The organism is Mucilaginibacter pineti (genome assembly GCF_900101875.1).
Classification (GTDB): domain Bacteria; phylum Bacteroidota; class Bacteroidia; order Sphingobacteriales; family Sphingobacteriaceae; genus Mucilaginibacter; species Mucilaginibacter pineti.
Window position 1 is genome coordinate 12,114 of the sequence record NZ_FNAI01000029.1, and the last position, 17,817, is coordinate 29,930.

A 17,817-nucleotide genomic window follows, 5' to 3' on the forward strand; every position below is an offset into this window, starting at 1 on the left:
CTCTTATTTGGGACGTATTTTATTAGGTGTTAAAGAATTGGCATACCAAAGAATTGACGATATTCAGATGGCGTCGATCCAATCGTTCTTACATAAATTTTTCGCATTGTATCCATACTTCCAAAACCGCATTCAACTGCCACTTTTTCCAATGATAGACTCGTACTTTCCAAAAAGCGTTTTGACGTTTCCACGCGCAAACGCTCAACATATTTAGCGGGGGTGAGCCCCGTTTCTAAGAGGAAGACCCGCGCGAAGTTGCGGGGACTCATAGAAATGTGTTCCGCCATATTATCGACAGTCAGGTTCTTCTTAATATTTCCTATTATCCATTCCTGTACTTCTCTGATCGGCTGACGTTTACAAAATTGTTGCTCAAGCAAACCACTGTATTGGGACTGATTGCCAGGGCGTTTTAAAAATAACACGAGCAATTGGGCGACTGCAAGTGCGAGTGCCCTTCCATGATCTTCTTCGACAAGAGCTAATGCCAGATCTATTCCCGTGGAGGCACCAGCCGAAGTATACAGGTTCCCATCCCGAACATAGATGCGATCTGAGTCCACTGTGATATCCGGGTAAGATCGACCCAGTTCCTGACAAGACCGCCAATGGGTGGTTGCCTTTTTACCTTTCAGCAATCCAGACTCGGCTAATACAAACGCACCTACACAAATTGAGCATACTCTACGGATATTCGGTGCAGCATACATTAGCCAACGGTTGAGTTCCGGAAACTGTTTCCAACGATGATGGTGCGAAAATCCGCCAATAATCAGTGTATCTATTTTCTCGTCGATATCAAATATTGATGTGGACAAGCAAAGGGATAATCCATTACCGGTCGTCAGGGAGAGGTCCCTGGTACCTGAGGCAAAAACAAGTTCATAGGGCTTTTCATCCTTGTGACCGCCACCGGATAGAAACACATGGTTCGCAGAGGAAAACACCTCCCCTGGCCCAACAACGTCCAAAGAGAGGCAATCCGGCAGAACAACAATAACAATCAACCGTCTTTCCATTAACCAAAGGTAAAGCTAAAAAAATGGTCATAAATGACAACCTACAGTCAATTACTGCCAAAAATTATGTTGAACAATTAATTGTTGGGAAAGAGGTATTTATACAACACCCAGAAAGCCTGCTACGCAAATTATTTGCCTTTCCAATAATCATTTGCTGCCGCGATAGTAGCAAATTCTGCTGCTACGGTTTGACCAATAGCGATTAACATCATCGGGTCTTCGGCATAAATGCCTCTTAAGCGCTCCCTTACAGTTGCGTCAGGCTGGGTAGCTTTAATAATGAGCCTTGACATCTTAACAGCCAACTGTCTGCCTTCTTCCGGTGAAGCTGTAATAAGCGTATTGCCGGGTATCAATTGTATTGCTTCTGACATTTTATTTTTTTTCAGCAAATAAAAGGTTCTTCCCTTTTACTTTTTGTGACTTTTGTTACAGTATATATGATTAGGTAATATTTATTTTGTAAATCTTGTAAACACGTTAAACCACCTGAAATTAATGACAAAAACAAACGGCAGTTGAACGCTCCGCTTTACTGACTTATCCTAATAATATGACTGAGAATAATTACGATACGATCGCACAATGCTTCCTTGGTTTTCACAAGGAATTGCTGGAGGAAATGGTGTTACATGGAACTGTAATCCAGGTAAAAGCCCGTGACTACCTGATCAGGCACGGCCAGTATGTAAAAAGTCTTCCCATAGTCATGGAGGGGGTCATCAAAGTAATGAGCGAAGATGAGGGTTTGCCTTTTTTGCTATATTATATTCATCCTGGCGCGACCTGTGTGATCAGTTTTGCACACCTATTCGGTGATACGAAAGTAAATTTTTCTGGTATTGCTGAAGTTGACTCCACAGTTTTACTTGTTCCGGTAGCGAAAGCGAGGGAATGGCTACTAAAATATCCATCCTTTAGTGAGATCATTTTGCATGAATACCAACGTCGCTACAATGATTTGCTCGAAACGACCAAGCAAGTGATTTGCCATGGCTTGGAAGACCGGCTACTAGATTATATTAGACGCAAAGCAAAAATCGTCGATTCGGAATTTATTCAGGTTTCTCATCAAGACATAGCAGCGGACTTGGGGACATCCAGGGAGGTGATATCAAGATTATTAAGAAAACTGGAAAAGGATCGCCTAATCTCACAAACCGGAAGAAAAATTAAATTACGGGCAGGCGGAAGCACTGGTGGTCCCTAAATGAGATTGGTGTTAGTACTTCGTGGCATATCTTTCAGTTATCTCAGTCGCAGTTGCCCATCGTTCGTAGAATCTTTTTGCTACTATCTCCGGTAATAGCTTTCTATCTGAGCGAGTTACGTAAACAATGTTTATAATGCGATGGCGGTAATTGACCGGAGATTGTCTTAAAAGCCCTGGTGATTGAATTTAACTTTGGCGCAAAGATATTCTGTAGTCAGACTTAAAATTGAAATCATGAAAAATCAGTATTTTTCCCGCCGTAAATTCATCACGGCGACAACTGCCCTGGCAGCATTTTCGTCTATGTCATTTGCCACAAATAATAAGCCCCTTAATGCAGTGCGTACCGAGGGGTCAGAAAGAGAAGGTTTGCTCCCTGAAAAGATGACAGTTGGAATGGTTGTATTTGAAGGGTTTCAATTATTAGACACTTTCGGTCCGTTAGAAATGTTTGGTTCCTTGCGGGATGAGGTGCAAATCGTCATTATCGGCGAGAAAAAAGGAGCAGTTAAAAGCAGTGCCGGACCAGCTGTTGTGGTAGAATACGATTTTGCGGATGCACCGAAGTTAGATATTGTAATGATACCAGGTGGAGGCGGAACCCGGCGGGAAGTAAATAATCCAGTGTTTATATCTGCTTTTAAATTATTAGCCCAAGCGACCCCGCATGTTGCATCCATATGTACCGGCGCAGCGGTTTTGGCGCGTACCGGACTATTGGATGGTGTTAAAGCCACTACTAATAAACGCGCATTTAAATGGGCCACCAGCCAGGGACCAAATGTAAAATGGATTGCGCAGGCACGTTGGGTTGAAGATGGCCGTTTTTTTACCTCATCAGGAATTTCAGCTGGTACAGATATGGCGCTGGCGCTTATAGCAAGGCTTTTCGGCCAGGATACGGCTGTGCGTATCGCGAACGGTGCCGAATACGGATGGAACAATGATCCACATCACGATCCTTTTGCGAAGTTGAATGGCCTGGTAGATTAGCTGCAATAAAGGAATGGATTTGCAGACTTCGCCTGAGGTAGATTTACGGGTGTAGGTTATCAGCTCGTTTTTACTTGTCGTTTGAGTATCATAGTAGGGTCGGCGGCTAAATTAAACACCGAGCTGAGATGGCATATCTTCAACAAGGCTAATTCCACCTGCAAACGCTGGTTCTTACTTAGTTTGTAATTTAAGTCGCATTGCTTGGCTATATCAATGGCGGATAGCAGAAATGAAGTGCTTGATGCCTGCGATTGCTGCAGGTATTTAGCTTTTATGCTTTCGCTTACCTCAAACAGTTTAATAGTTGATGCATCCTTACCTACCAGCAGGTTACGTAAATGCCCAGATAATCCCGAAATAAACTGCGCTCCATCATAACCTTTGAATAATATCTCATCAAACAGCAACAGCGTATTGGCGGTGTCCTCGTGTAGGAGGCTATCCGTTACATTAAAATAATAGTCGTAATCAAATATGTTTAAGTTTTCGATGACCGCACGGTAAGTAACATTTCTGCCCGAAAAGGTAACAATCTGGTCAAACATGGAAAGCGCATCCCTCAGTCCGCCATCCGCTTTTTGTGCAATAATGTGCAGGCCGTCAGGATCAAATTTAATACCTTCCTTTTGGGCGATGGATGCCAGGTGGGCTGTTATGTCAGCTACCTTAATCCTATTAAAATCAAATATTTGGCAGCGTGAAAGTATGGTAGGAAGTATTTTATGTTTTTCGGTAGTAGCCAGTATAAAAATTGTGTAACGGGGCGGTTCCTCAAGCGTTTTAAGGAAGGCGTTAAATGCCGCCTGCGATAACATGTGTACCTCATCAATTATGTAAATTTTATACCTTGCTGCTTGAGGGGGTATGCGGACCTGCTCAATCAGGTTGCGCATATCATCAACGGAGTTATTAGAAGCCGCATCCAGTTCATTTACATTAAACGAATTGCCAATGGAAAACGTCTGGCACGAATCGCAGGTGCCGCAAGTCTCACCATCGGCTTTCAAGTTCGTACAGTTTATTGTTTTGGCCAGGATGCGTGCACACGTCGTTTTACCAACGCCCCGCGGCCCGCAGAATAAAAAGGTCTGCGCCAGCTGATTGTTCCTAATCGCATTTTTAAGCGTATTTGTGGTGTGCTGCTGGCCTACAACACTTTCAAATGTCACCGGACGGTATTTGCGAGCAGAAACAATGAAATTTTCCATTGCTATTAAAATAATAAGGTTTGTAATGCGGCTGAATTAGCGGCGCTTATTTGTTCCTCAAAAGAGGGCCTGGCCATCATTAGTTATTTTAGGCCGCCGTCCATATTCGTTTTATTGCGCTTGGATAAATAGTTGGTCAACCGCTGCTGTTATCTCCATTTCTGCTTTACTGATTGCCTTTATTCTTGCCTCTTCTGCAGCAAACTGTACAGGGTGAACGTTAATGAATTGAATATCGCTCAGCCCCATAAATCCGAAAACGGTTTTTATATATGGCTGTAGCTGATCCATAACAGCGAAGGCTTCATTTGTAAAATCCACTCCCCTTGTATTGATGACATACACCTTCTTGTTCAGTAACAAGCCTTGAAACCCATTTTCCGAGGCTTTGAACGTTCTGCCAATTCGTACAACATTGTCAATAAATGCTTTAAAATTAGAGGGTATTGAAAAGTTATACATAGGCATTCCAATCACATAGATGTCCGCTTTATGCAACCGGTCAACCAAAGCCTCGGAATCAGCCAGTTCGTCGATCATTTCAAGGGATCGATCTTCTGGATTACTGTAATTCCCTTGAATAAATAAAGCAGATACGTGCTTGGGCGTATTTTGGGTTAAATCGAGATAATCTATTGTTACCTCACCATTTTTCTGAGCAAGGCTATCAACAAATAATTTAGAGAGTTGCTTTGAAACGGACCGGTCACTGCGCACACTGCTGTCAATATGTAATACTTTCATTTAAATATAGTCTAATTTTGTTAAGCGGTAAAGCTAACGAGTCCCTTGAGGGAAATGAGGTACCAGTAGTTGAATAACGCATGGTCCTGTCAAATTCTTTACTTATTAAAATTCCTCGTCCAATGAAAAAGATTTACTGTCCTGGCCCGAGTTGAAAACGCCGCTTTTCTGATAGTCACCTACACGTTTTTCAAAGAAATTTGTTTTACCCTGTAAGCTGATCATTTCCATGAAATCAAATGGATTCGTTGTATTATAAACCTTGTCATAACCTAACTCGGATAACCACCGGTCAGCAACGAACTCAATATACTGGCTCATCATCTTGGCATTCATGCCGATCAGGTTTACAGGTAAGGCATCAGTGACAAACTCCTTTTCAATTTCCACCGCATCGGTTATAATTTTAGTGGCGGCTTCCGTTGAAAGTTTGTTTTCTAACATACTGTATAGCAGGCAGGCAAATTCACAATGCGCCCCCTCATCCCGCGAGATCAGTTCATTACTGAAGGTTAGTCCCGGCATAATCCCCGTTTTTTTAACCAGAAAATGGAACAAAAACTTCCGGAGAAAAAGATGCCTTCTACCGCCGCAAAGGCAATTAAACGTTCTGCAAAAGAGCCGTTATTGATCCAACGTAATGCCCATTCCGCTTTTCTCTGTATGCAAGGTATCGTATCAATTGCATGAAATAACCTATCTTTTTCGGCGGGATCCTTGGTATAAGTATCTATCAATTGCGCATAGGTTTCCGAGTGAATGTTTTCCATCATAATCTGGAAACCATAAAAACAACGGGCTTCCGGTATTTGTACCTCGCTCATGAAATTAATGGCGAGATTTTCATTGACTATCCCGTCACTCGCGGCAAAAAAGGCTAACACATGAGATATAAAATACCTTTCACCTTCGGTCATTGTTTCCCAATGTCTCATGTCCTCAGTTAAATCAATTTCCTCTGAAGTCCAAAAACTGGCTTCCGCTCTTTTATACATTTCCCAGACTTTCGGGTATTTAATAGGGAGTAGGACAAAACGGTCTTTATTTTCTCTTAGCAGCAATTCATTTTCTTCGTTCATCTTTTTCTCTCAATTAAATATTAGATAAGGTTAACAATGTTGTATTTGATTTTATAGGTGATTTATTATCGCCAATATGATTTGTCTCATCGTTGACAATAGCAGGCAATTGCGACGACTTCTCTACTTCAATGACTATTTTTTCCTCATCCACGCCTATGTCAATAAGATCGTCAATCATCTTGTATACAAAGTCGTCAGGACCGCAGATATAGTAGTGAGAGATTGGGTCCCAGTATGCCTCCAAGAGCATATTATTGATTCGGCCTGAATCAACGTCATCTTTTGCATGATGATCTAAAATATGCTGACAGCGATCACCCAACATTTCATCAAGCTCATCTTTTAAAATAATGTCTTGATCAAAATGGTTAGCAAATAGTAAGATATTATGACGTAATGCATTATTTAATTTTAACTGGCGAAGAATGGCTAAAAATGGCGTAATACCAGAACCCCGAGCGATAAAAACGCCTGGCCCTTTATATTTTAAACTTCCAAATACTTCATGAATGATCAGTTCATCCCCGGTTTCAAGGTCCGCAAGTTTTTCTGTAACACCGTTGTGCTCGGTGTGGATTTTTATAACAAATTCCAGATAATTATCCGAATTGCAGCAGGTGAAACTGTATGGACGGAGAATATCCTCCAATCCGGGCTTGTTAATAGATACATCAGTGGACTGTCCGGGAGTAAATATAAAGCCGGTTGGTTTTTCAATGACAAAACGTTTAACATTATAGGTGAGGCTCTGGATTTCCAGGACCTTTACAATATGATTTTTCATTTTCTTATTATTTTTTTGATACAATTCATTGACGATTATATTTACGACCAGTGCATGGCGATGCTGATCATAAAACACTACACCATCAATTGATTAATTGAAAATTAAAAACTACCAATGACCAGGTGGCCTGCACTAGCTTAATAATTAGGATGAATTAAAGACTTCCTAAAGTGTTTCAGGTCATTTGAAAGTTTCACAACTTAGGCCAGCATTACGCGTGGCAATTTTTATATTTTTTACCGCTACCGCATGGGCAGGGGTCATTACGACCTATTTTCTGCTCCACTTTTACGGGGCTTGGTTTTTGCAATTCGCGGGTGTCTTGCATTGGCAAACCACCCCCTTCATGTACCAGCTCGGGTTTTGACATACGCATTTTTCGCAGGTCGGTCCGTGGCTGGGGTTGCGCCTCGCGAATCTCTTCAGGTGCCTGCTGAACCGGGATAACTCCCCTGAACAGGAAGCTTACCAGTTGCTTATTTACAGTGGCCAACATTTGGCGGAAAAGTTCAAAAGCTTCGAACTTGTAAACCAACAGCGGGTCTTTTTGCTCATACACAGCATTTTGTACCGATTGCTTTAACTCGTCCATTTCCCTTAGGTGTTCTTTCCAGGCATCGTCAATCAGATAAAGGGTCACGTTTTTCTCGAATGACTTGAACACTTCCAAACCCTGGTTTTCAACCGCCTTTTTCAAGGGCACAGTTACCTGTAATCCGTGAACACCATCGGTAAACGGTACAATAATTTCTTCAACCATACCGCCGCGGCTGGCGAACACCTCTTTTAATACCGGGAACGTTTGGGCAGCAATACCTTCGGCTTTGCGTTTGTAAAATTCGGTTACCAGGGCAAAGGTGCTATCAACCAAATTATTCAGTTTCGCGCCGGCAAATTCAGCCTGCGTACTATTTACATCAACAGAGAAAATACGGATAATTTCCAGTTGAAAACCTTCGTAATTGTTTTGTTCTTTGTATTCACCGGCAATGTCCTCCACCACATCGAAAATCGTGTTGCTGATATCAACATCCAATCGATCTCCAAAAAGGGCATTTTTACGTTTAGCATAAATAACAGTCCGTTGTGAGTTCATCACATCATCATATTCCAGCAACCGTTTTCGGATTCCAAAGTTATTTTCCTCTACCTTTTTTTGCGCGCGCTCTATAGATTTAGAGATCATAGCGTGCTGGATTACTTCTCCCTCTTCAATCCCCATACGTTCCATCAGGCTGGCAATACGCTCTGAGCCGAATAAGCGCATGAGATTATCTTCTAATGCGACAAAGAATTGTGATGATCCTGCATCACCCTGGCGACCGGCACGGCCACGCAACTGGCGATCCACACGGCGTGATTCATGACGTTCAGTACCTACAATAGCTAAACCTCCAGCTTCTTTTACGCCGGGCCCCAATTTAATATCCGTGCCACGGCCTGCCATGTTTGTGGCTATGGTAACGGTACTTGTTGTACCGGCTTCGGCAACGATGTCAGCTTCCTTTTGGTGCATCTTGGCGTTCAGGACATTATGTTTGATTCCGCGGAGTTTCAACATACGGCTCAGTAATTCCGAGATCTCAACGGAAGTTGTCCCTACCAGTACCGGGCGGCCCGCTTGGGTTAGTTTTACAATTTCATCCGCAACTGCGTTATATTTTTCGCGTACAGTACGGTACACCAGGTCCTCGCGATCGTCACGCGTAATAGGTCTATTGGTTGGTATCTCCACCACGTCCAACTTGTAAATTTCCCAAAACTCACCCGCTTCAGTAACCGCAGTACCTGTCATACCACAAAGCTTATGGTACATCCGAAAATAATTTTGAAGGGTAACGGTAGCAAAGGTTTGAGTGGCATCTTCCACTTTAACATTCTCTTTCGCCTCAATTGCCTGATGCAAACCATCACTATATCGGCGGCCATCCATCACACGCCCAGTTGCCTCGTCTACAATTTTAACCTTGCCCTCGTCAAGGATGTATTCTGTATCTTTTTCAAACAGGGTGTAAGCTTTAAGCAACTGGTTCACTGAGTGGATGCGTTCTGATTTAATGGAAAAATCACGCATTAGCTCATCTTTCTTTATAACCTTCTCTTCAATGCCCACACTTGATTTTTCAATCTCAGCAATTTCAGTCCCCACATCAGGCATCACAAAAAAGTGAGGGTCTTCGCCAGAAGTTGTAATGAGCTCGATACCTTTTTCAGTTAGTTCAACCTGGTTGTTTTTTTCGTCAATAACAAAGAACAGCTCAGAATCCACCGTAGGCATTTCCTTTTCCTGATCCTGCATATAATAATTCTCCGTTTTCTGTAGCACAGTACGGTTGCCGCTTTCGCTTAGGAATTTGATCAGCGCTTTGCTTTTTGGTAACCCACGGTGTGCCCGCAGTAAAGATAACCCACCGGTTTCGGCGTCCATTCTACCATCATTTATTTGTTTTTTGGCATCGTTTAGGATTCCATTAATATAGTTCTTCTGTGCGTTTACCAAGCGTTCTATACGAGGTTTCAGCTCATAAAATTCGTGCTCGTCGCCGCGTGGCATTGGGCCTGATATAATTAGCGGAGTACGGGCATCGTCAATTAACACGGAATCAACCTCATCCACCATAGCATAATGCGATTTGCGTTGTACCAGTTCTCCAGGACTTCGTGTCATGTTGTCACGGAGATAGTCAAAGCCAAACTCGTTATTTGTACCGAATGTGATATCGGCTAGATAGGCATTGCGGCGCTCCTGCGAATTCGGCTCATGCTTATCAATACAATCAACCGAAAGGCCGTGGAACTCATACAATGGCCCCATCCATTCCGAATCACGAATCGCCAGGTAATCATTCACGGTTACAATGTGCACGCCTTGTCCGGCCAGGGCATTCAAGTACGCAGGCAGCGTAGCTACTAATGTTTTACCTTCCCCGGTAGCCATCTCTGCAATTTTTCCCTGGTGCAATACAATACCACCGATCAGCTGCACATCATAATGTACCATATCCCAGGTAACCTCGTTACTGGCAGCCAGCCAAGTATTATGATGGATAGCCTTATCGCCTTTTATAACCACGTTTGTTTTTAAAGCGGCCAGTTGGCGGTCAAAATCGGTAGCAGTAACCTCAATGGTTGAGTTCTCTTTGAAACGTCGTGTTGTTTCCTTTACGGCAGCAAAAGCCTGCGGTAAAATATCCATAAGAACAACTTCGAGAGCTTTGTTGCGGTCTTTCTCCAGCTTATCCTGTTGGGTGTAAAGTTGTACCTTCTCATTCACATCCATATCCAGCTCGGTTTCAATCCTGGATTTTATGATTAATAACTCGTCCTCTATGCTTGCAAGACCGGTTTTTATAGTTTCTTTAAAGCCTGTCGTAAGTGCGCGTAACTCGTCGTTAGAAATCCCCTCTAGCTTCCCAAACTCAGCTTTAATTTTTTCAACTATCGGCTGTATACTTTTAATATCTCTATTTGATTTGCTTCCAAAAAGCTTGTTTATAAACGGCAACATATATCTATCCTTCTCTTATCGTTAAAATCTATTTAATATTAAATCCGGTCCAATGCCTGATTGACATCTGCCAAAATATCGATGATGTCCTCTAAGCCAACGGAAAACCGGATGGTACCGGGAAAAATTCCGACCTCTCTACGTTCATCCTCGCTCAATTTTGAGTGGGTTGTCGAAGCCGGATGAGTCACAATTGTCCTTGAATCCCCTAAGTTGGAGGTGATCAGGATCATTTTTAATCCGTCTAAAAATATCTTAGCGGCATCAAATCCTCCAATTACTTCGAAAGTGATGATAGCGCCGCCAGCTTTCATTTGTTTCTTGGCCAGTAAATATTGCGGATGAGATCGTAGGAACGGATATTTAACCGACTTTACAGACTTGTGAATTTCAAGTTGCTTGGCTACGGCCAATGCGTTCTCGCAATGCCTGTCCATTCTTAGTGTTAATGTTTCGAGGCTTTTTGACAACAGCCAGGCAGTAAACGGTGACATGGCGGGTCCGGTATGCCGTATAAAAAACATTAATTCATTGATAAGGTCTTTTCTACCAACTACAACACCGCCTAATACCCGGCCCTGGCCGTCCATATATTTTGTAGCAGAATGACAAACTAAATCAAATCCGTAAGAAAGGGGCTTTTGGAGGTAAGGCGTAGCAAAGCAATTATCTATATTAAAGATGATGTGCGGGTATTTTTTCTTCAATCCACCTAACCATTCCAAATCAATCAGGTCAAGTCCTGGATTTGATGGTGTTTCCAGAAAGATCATCTTTGTCTCAGGCTTTATTGCGGCTTCCCATTCCTCTAAATTCAGAGCGGTTACATAAGTTCTGCTAATACCCCAACGTGGGAGTAACTGATCTAATAATTGTATGGTAGACCCAAAAATTGACCTGCAGGCAATAACGTGGTCGCCGCTCTTTAAAAAGCCGGCTAATGATGCAAATACGGCAGCCATACCGGACGAAAATGCCAAACCATCTTCAGCTCCCTCCATTTGACATACTTTGGCAATAAATTCAGATGTATTTGGATTCGAATATCTTGAATAGATATTGGCTTCCATTTCGCCTGCGAAAGTAGCCCGGCTTTGTTCCGAATCGTCGAAGATAAAACTCGAAGTCAGGTATAGCGGAACAGAATGTTCGCGGTTTTTTGACCTTTCAGCCTGGGTTCTTATTAATTTACTTTGTTCTTCCATTTCCTGCAACACTATAAGTTCAATTATTTTGATTTGTCGATTGCGGATTCAATATCATCAATCAAATCTTCCACATCCTCAATGCCAACAGACAGGCGAAGTAAATTTTCATTTATCCCTAATTGGTGCCGCGCTTCCGATGAGATATACCTGTGAGAGGTTTGCGCCGGAGAACATATAAGACTTTCTACACCGCCAAGGCTGATGGCGGGTTCGATTACTGTTAAGCTTCGCTGGAATTTAATTAACTCCTTGGCATCAGCCCGCAGTTCAAAAGATAGCATTCCGCCAAAACCCTGCATTTGTGCTACCGCAATTTGATAATCGTCATGCGATTGGAGTCCTGGATAATATACCCTTTCCACTGCCGGATGTTTTTCCAGGTATTGTGCGATTCTCATCGCATTTTCATTCTGTCTTTTAACCCTCAGAGCGAGTGTCTTTAAGCTCCTTTCGGCTAGGTAACATTGGTAAGGGGACAATGAGCCGCCGTACATATTAGCTGTGAAATATATAGGGTCTTTCTGTATCTTTAATTTGGAAACTAATGCACCATAGGGCAAATCGTTATGACCTCCTAAGTATTTGGTTCCGCTGTGCACTGAAATATCTATGCCATGATCCAGCGGCAACTGGTTAACCGGGGAGGCGAAAGTATTGTCGACGATGGTGATGATGCCATTTTTCTTTGCGAAATCTGCGATTTCTTTTAATGGCACGACCTTAAGCAAAGGATTAGAGGGTGTCTCAATATAAATGACCTTTGTATTAGCTTGTAAAGCATCCTGAAAGCTTGTAAGCGTATTATCTGCGTAGCTAAAGCTGATTCCTCTTTTAGGCAACTCGTCTTCGGCCAGTTTCCAGGTACCGCCGTAAAGATCCCGTGAAAATATAATGTGGTCGTTTTGTTGCGCAAACGAAAGAATTGCTGTCGTTATTGCGGCCATTCCTGAAGTGAATATGAGTCCCCATTCACCGTGTTCTAAGCCGGCGATAATAGCTGCAAGCTTCTCCTGGTTATAGGTCGAATAAAATCCGGGGTAACGCCTTTCTTCAGTATCCAGATAGTGATAAGCTGCTGATGGAAGTATGGCGGAAGTAACACCACCGCCTATGTTGTCCTGTCCTGATAGAGGATGGACACAAAGAGTTTCTAATTTCTTCATTTTAATATGATGCTTATGTTGTGTAGATCAACTTAGCATTGAAGCAAATAGCCAGTCTACATGGTGGGAGGTTTTATGAAAGACATATTTTATCGCCACAACGCATCAAACGTAGCAGTATACTGGCTTAACTACAAGGTACTTTTCAACGAAATCGCGGTACATTTTACTTAATTAACACTGGCTGTTTGCCATTCATTCGGCTCCTCATGGTATTAATAAACGGATACGATCATGCTGGTTATAGTTGCCGAAAAGTATGTAGAATGGTAGCGAACGATTTTTAAATTCGACGGCAATAGGTAAATTACTAATAGGAAATCAGCACTACAATTGGAAAATTAGAGCACCTAAGAAGAAATGCAGGAAATATTTTAATGGTTGTACTTTATTTCACCATTAACCGCTGATAAGCATAGGCATTGCTTTTATCTAATGCTTCCAGTTCCGCATATTCGCGGTTTGCCAGTCCTTTATAATAATCGAAACTCTTTTTCCGTGCAGCTAACTGTGCAGCATTAAAACGCCACACTTCCAGGGGAGCATACCTGTTTGTTAACTCTTTGCAAATCTGAGCTTTTAAGACTTTTAGATTGAAATTCTCCATATGCAAGCTATCCGCCTTATCAGCCATTTTTCTGGCCGTTAACAATCTTTCCGTAGCCACGTTGCTTCCCAAATCTGGTTTCACCTGGAAATTGTTAAACTGCAGGTAAAGCAAAGCCCGGTAAAATAGGCTCGTCGTATCGTTTGGGTTTGACTTTAATTTTTTGTCGAGGCTATCCGTGAATAAGGCGTATTTCTTTTCGGTAGGCGAAAAATCATCCAGCGATATCAGTCCGTCTACGACTTTAACTTTTGGCTGGGCCGATACACCGCCGGCTATCATCAAAAAACTGAAAACAGAGAAAATGAACAATCGACTTGATTTCATAAGGCTATTTTTACTTCAACATAATTGCGCGTAAAGACAAAGGACAGTGGATTAAATCAGAAAAATTGGGACATGGTCCAAATAATTTTCACGAAGCTATTCTATTAAGCTTGCGCCCTTATAGTCTGGTGAGGTTACTTCAGTAAGTCCTTGCATTGTTCCACTGCATCTGCCTGTCCAAATAAATCATTAGCCAACTGCATGATGTTTCTTTTAAGTTCAAGCGCGGCTGCCTGTTGTTCCGGGTCCAGCTTTTCAGCTGCGGAAGAATAATTCCGGTCGAAATGATCGTTTAATTCCGTTTGGAACTGGCTGTAAGGAACTTCATTAAACCTCTTCATGATGGCTGTTAGCGATGAGAAGTCCGGCTGTGGGGTATGCGTTTTAGTTTCCATAATGTACGGTAAAAGCAACGATTGCAAAAATAGAGAAATTATCTATAATTATAGAGTAATAACACTCAAATGCAAATATTTTATCAATACTGCATGGTAGGGAATACTTTTAGCAAAAAATAAAGTTTGCAAAAAGAAACGTTAACACCCCTGGGCCTGTTCCTGGCTAAAAAATCGGTCAATAAAGCCGATGTAGCCAGAAAGACGGGCTTAAGCACCTATAGAATAAGTCAGCTCTCCATCAATACCAAATCCCACCTTCGTGTAGATGAACTATTTCTAATCGCGTTGGCAATTGAAGCCGATCCGGCAGAATTATTAGCGTTTATATGCAAAGATGTCGCTTTGCCGGTAAAAGAAAAAGTTAATTGATAAATAATTTCTGATTCATTTTGGCTCTTTTGAGCTTGTTTTGCTCGCTTCATCGAACGCCCAGCCAATAATTTGATCAAGCGCATTTAATATGCTCTGTTGCCCTGCTTCGGTTTTGATGTCTATATCGCTGATCATGCCGCCGTTAAACCTAGCATGCAAAATCGCGTAATAGATGCCTCCAATCAGCAGCGCGGTAATAGCGCGGATATCGACATTGCTTCCTACAAATTGTGTACTTAAGCGTTCGAACATCACTTGGCCATGAGCCTCTCTTGCTTTATGGATGCTTCGCATCATATCATTGGGCTGGGAGATTTCAAAAAGGATGAGTCTTTGCATCACGTGGCCGGAATAAAAAAAACGAAATTGATTTTGTAGAATGGCGACGATTGTCGCTTGATGCTTGCCTGGTCCGCTTTCCTGAATGATTTCCTTAAGGATATCTGAAAACAACATCCAGTAATCGTTTTCTAAGATATAAGCCTCGATTAGTCCCTCCAGGCCGCCAAAGTAGCGGTAAACCAATTTCCTGTCAACATCTGCTAATCTCGCGATTTTGCTAATTTTTAAACCGGTAAAGCCTTTTAACTTTATCAATTCGCCGACCGCTTCCTTGAGCTTTCTTTCCGTTTCTTCTCTGTTTTTCATAGGACTGTATATAAAATTTTTAATTTTTATTGCTGTAATTCAGCGGGCGACCGCGGCTGCCGTATATTCATTATCGCCGGTGAGCATGACCACCCCGATGCCCTGCCGCATTAATTCCCAGACCTCAACGGCCGGTTTACCTTCGGTCAGGGTACCGGTCTTGTCCGTGATCAGGATATTGACGCGGTCCATCCGTTCCAGCGCTTCCGCGGCCTTGATCATGATGCCGGCCCCGCGCCTTTGCCAACGCCGACCATCACCGACATGGGAATAGCTAGGCCGAGCGCGCAGGGGCATGCAATTCTCAACAGCAATGGCGTTGACTAAGCCGTAGTCGCCTCAAAATACAAGGCGACAGCTCCGTGATGGGTTTTAAACTCAGGCGGAAACATTCCGGGCAGCAACAGGCCGGCTAAGCTGAACAGGAAAGCCACCCCGGTACTCAGGCCGACCAGGGTGAACATATTCAGGTTCCAGGTCATGACCGATAGCCAGGCCCGCGCGAAAAATGAACTGCAAACATAAATCACGGGAAAGGATAATACGAGTTGCGCTTCGTCCCATTGACCGGCACGAGGTCTATGCCTGGTAATTTCCGGGTGCATGGGGCCTGTAAAAGCTTTCCCGGCAGGTTTCTTGGTGTCGTTTTTTATCATAGGAATAAAAATAGTCAATCCGCAGCTTGCTGTGGATTGACTGCCAGGATTTGATCAATAAGCGTTTTCCGCTGTGGTTACGCGGATCAGCTTGGTATTGACAAACTCATAAATGGCCGCGGGAGATTGTTCCCTACCGTAGCCGGAATGTTTCGTGCCGCCAAAAGGTAATTCAGGTGCAATGCCGGTCACATGGTTGATGTAAACCATACCGGTATCGATCTGCCTGGCCACATTTACAGCACGCTGATCATCTGAACTGAACACGCTGCCGCCCAGCCCAAAATCGGTGGCATTGGCTAAAGCAATCGCTTCCTGTTCGTTCTTTACCCGGTAGAACATAAACACCGGCCCAAAGATCTCTTCCTCGTAGGCAGCGGTGCCCGGCTGGATATCGGCCAAAATGGTTGGTTCCATAAAAGCGCCCGGGCGATCGATACGATGGCCGCCGGCCAGCACGGTCGCGCCTTGTTCAACTGCTTGCTGAACCTGTTTGATCACATCTTCTACTGCTTTTTCACTGCTCAGCGGTGCCAGGTCGGTGAGTTCGTCCGTCGGGTCGCCTATCTTTAAAGCGGCGAATTTAGTTTTTACTTTTTCCAGGAATGCGTCGGCAATCCCTTCCTCTACGATCACTCTTTTTGGCGATACGCAAACTTGTCCCGCGTTCCAGATCCGGCCGCGCACCGCGGCTTCGGCTGCCTGTTCGACATCTGCGTCATCCAGCACAACAAACGCGTCGCTGCCGCCAAGCTCCAGGGTGGATTTTTTAATATACTTCCCGGCTGCCGCGGCAACGGAAGATCCTGCCGGCTCGCTGCCGGTAAGCGTTACCGCTTTGATCCGCTTATCAGCGATCAGGCGGTCGATTTTGGAACCGGGTATAAACAGGTTTTGGTACACACCCAGGGGAAAACCGGCCTCCAGGAAAATATCCTCCATCAGCTGCGCGCATTGCGGTACGTTGGAGGCATGCTTCAACAGCATCGTGTTACCTGCCATCAGGTGTGACGCCGCTGAACGGGTAATCTGGTAGAAAGGGAAATTCCAGGGCTGGATACTCAGCAATACGCCGATAGGTTCATAAGACAGGAACGCTGATCCCAGCGGGGTGTCTAAAGGCTGATCAGCCAGGAACTTTTCGCCGTTATCGGCATAGTAATCAAAAATAGCCGCGCAAAGTTCCACTTCCGCCCGGCTTTCTTTCAGGAGTTTGCCCATTTCGAGGGTAGCCAGCGCTTCCAGCTGGGGCCCGCGGACACGCAGCAGATGCGCGACGCGGCGCAACAGTTGTGCCCGTTCTGCCTTTGGCGTTTTCCGCCAACTTTGAAAAGCGGTGTCGGCGAGGCCGATCTTTGAATCCACCTGTTCATCGGTCATCACTTCGAAGGTGGCGACAATTTCATTATTAAAAGGATTGACCGATTTGATCGGTGACGTTTTGCTTAGTGCTTCCATGATATTGTTGTTCTTTGCTCAAAAGTAGCATGGGAGCTGAGTCTAATCAATGATGTACGACCGCAATAATAATGATTTTGCTCACACATCCCGGCGCCGGGCAACGCTATCGGATCGTTTTTAATTGTAGGGGTTGCCCGGGGGCTTCCATGGCGCTCATGGTGCGATCGGTAATCATTTGTTTGGAAGCCGGTTTTGTGACGACTGGACTTTGTTATTCTCCCGATTTGTTTTTCAGGACTTTTATTTCTTCTTTTTCCTTGACAATATCCTGGCGGATCAGTCCGAATAAGCTCATATAGGCGTTGGCGACGTATACTAGTGTGACGATTATTTAATTATGCAGCATAATGTCTTGATAGTTTTTTATCTGCGTCCTGTCGTGTGAACTTCCAGTCAATATTGCACTGTTTTTCG

At 43.6% G+C, this 17,817-nt stretch carries 15 protein-coding genes and 3 pseudogenes; 3 read left to right on the top strand and 15 right to left on the bottom strand.

The genetic code is table 11. From position 1 onward, the window contains the following. Positions 1-29: 29 nt before the first annotated feature. Together BLS59_RS30375 and BLS59_RS30380 are read right to left on the bottom strand one after the other, a co-directional pair. A complete protein-coding gene (locus BLS59_RS30375) occupies positions 30-1,022 on the bottom strand; it encodes a GlxA family transcriptional regulator (RefSeq protein ID WP_091157636.1) in 993 nt (330 codons plus the stop codon). 131 nt (positions 1,023-1,153) lie between these two features. Next, positions 1,154-1,399 carry a hexameric tyrosine-coordinated heme protein gene (locus BLS59_RS30380; RefSeq protein ID WP_091157637.1) on the bottom strand — a complete coding sequence of 82 codons (246 nt, stop codon included), beginning with the start codon at positions 1,397-1,399 and terminating at the stop codon, positions 1,154-1,156. Positions 1,400-1,578: 179 nt separating this feature from the next. Between BLS59_RS30380 and BLS59_RS30385 the strand changes: the two genes are divergently transcribed. Together BLS59_RS30385 and BLS59_RS30390 are read left to right on the top strand one after the other, a co-directional pair. Beyond that, complete coding sequence (locus tag BLS59_RS30385) at positions 1,579-2,235, top strand: Crp/Fnr family transcriptional regulator (protein ID WP_091157640.1); 657 nt, start codon at positions 1,579-1,581, stop codon at positions 2,233-2,235. 237 nt (positions 2,236-2,472) lie between these two features. Beyond that, positions 2,473-3,231, top strand: coding sequence for a DJ-1/PfpI family protein (locus tag BLS59_RS30390; protein WP_205411396.1), 759 nt, complete (start codon positions 2,473-2,475; stop codon positions 3,229-3,231). 95 nt (positions 3,232-3,326) lie between these two features. Here BLS59_RS30390 and BLS59_RS30395 read toward each other — a convergent pair. From BLS59_RS30395 to BLS59_RS30435, 9 genes and pseudogenes are all read right to left on the bottom strand, one after another. Then, positions 3,327-4,442 (bottom strand): annotated as a pseudogene (locus tag BLS59_RS30395) (DNA polymerase III subunit gamma/tau); the annotation flags it as partial. A gap of 111 nt (positions 4,443-4,553) precedes the next feature. After that, positions 4,554-5,186, bottom strand: coding sequence for an FMN-dependent NADH-azoreductase (locus BLS59_RS30400; protein WP_091157645.1), 633 nt, complete (start codon positions 5,184-5,186; stop codon positions 4,554-4,556). A 105-nt stretch (positions 5,187-5,291) separates the two neighbouring features. Continuing rightward, positions 5,292-6,181, bottom strand: a pseudogene (locus BLS59_RS32770) (ribonucleotide-diphosphate reductase subunit beta). A gap of 97 nt (positions 6,182-6,278) precedes the next feature. Continuing rightward, positions 6,279-7,052, bottom strand: a complete 774-nt coding sequence (locus BLS59_RS30410) for a ferredoxin reductase domain-containing protein (protein WP_091157648.1) — start codon at positions 7,050-7,052, stop codon at positions 6,279-6,281. 214 nt (positions 7,053-7,266) lie between these two features. Next, entirely contained in the window at positions 7,267-10,563 is a 3,297-nt protein-coding gene (gene secA / locus BLS59_RS30415) for a preprotein translocase subunit SecA (RefSeq protein ID WP_091157652.1), read from the bottom strand. Between the two features lie 38 nt (positions 10,564-10,601). Beyond that, positions 10,602-11,768 (bottom strand): trans-sulfuration enzyme family protein, encoded by a 1,167-nt coding sequence (locus BLS59_RS30420; RefSeq protein WP_091157656.1) that lies wholly within the window; start codon positions 11,766-11,768, stop codon positions 10,602-10,604. 23 nt (positions 11,769-11,791) lie between these two features. Continuing rightward, positions 11,792-12,934 (bottom strand): trans-sulfuration enzyme family protein, encoded by a 1,143-nt coding sequence (locus BLS59_RS30425; protein ID WP_091157659.1) that lies wholly within the window; start codon positions 12,932-12,934, stop codon positions 11,792-11,794. A gap of 388 nt (positions 12,935-13,322) precedes the next feature. Next, positions 13,323-13,868 (bottom strand): hypothetical protein, encoded by a 546-nt coding sequence (locus BLS59_RS30430; RefSeq protein ID WP_143014290.1) that lies wholly within the window; start codon positions 13,866-13,868, stop codon positions 13,323-13,325. Positions 13,869-14,002: 134 nt separating this feature from the next. Further along, complete coding sequence (locus BLS59_RS30435; protein WP_091157666.1) at positions 14,003-14,263, bottom strand: hypothetical protein; 261 nt, start codon at positions 14,261-14,263, stop codon at positions 14,003-14,005. A 126-nt stretch (positions 14,264-14,389) separates the two neighbouring features. Between BLS59_RS30435 and BLS59_RS30440 the strand changes: the two genes are divergently transcribed. Next, positions 14,390-14,635: a helix-turn-helix domain-containing protein gene (locus BLS59_RS30440; RefSeq protein ID WP_091157669.1), complete on the top strand. Its 246-nt coding sequence runs from the start codon at positions 14,390-14,392 to the stop codon at positions 14,633-14,635. Between the two features lie 15 nt (positions 14,636-14,650). Here the strand turns inward: BLS59_RS30440 and BLS59_RS30445 are convergent, their stop codons facing one another. The 4 genes and pseudogenes from BLS59_RS30445 to BLS59_RS30455 form a co-directional block, all read right to left on the bottom strand. Next, complete coding sequence (locus BLS59_RS30445) at positions 14,651-15,286, bottom strand: TetR/AcrR family transcriptional regulator (protein ID WP_091157672.1); 636 nt, start codon at positions 15,284-15,286, stop codon at positions 14,651-14,653. A 126-nt stretch (positions 15,287-15,412) separates the two neighbouring features. After that, positions 15,413-15,597 (bottom strand): annotated as a pseudogene (locus BLS59_RS32805) (hypothetical protein); the annotation flags it as partial. A 12-nt stretch (positions 15,598-15,609) separates the two neighbouring features. After that, positions 15,610-15,942 (bottom strand): hypothetical protein, encoded by a 333-nt coding sequence (locus BLS59_RS31450; protein WP_143014291.1) that lies wholly within the window; start codon positions 15,940-15,942, stop codon positions 15,610-15,612. A gap of 54 nt (positions 15,943-15,996) precedes the next feature. Next, positions 15,997-17,400, bottom strand: a complete 1,404-nt coding sequence (locus tag BLS59_RS30455) for an NAD-dependent succinate-semialdehyde dehydrogenase (RefSeq protein WP_091157675.1) — start codon at positions 17,398-17,400, stop codon at positions 15,997-15,999. Between the last annotated feature and the right edge of the window lie 417 nt (positions 17,401-17,817).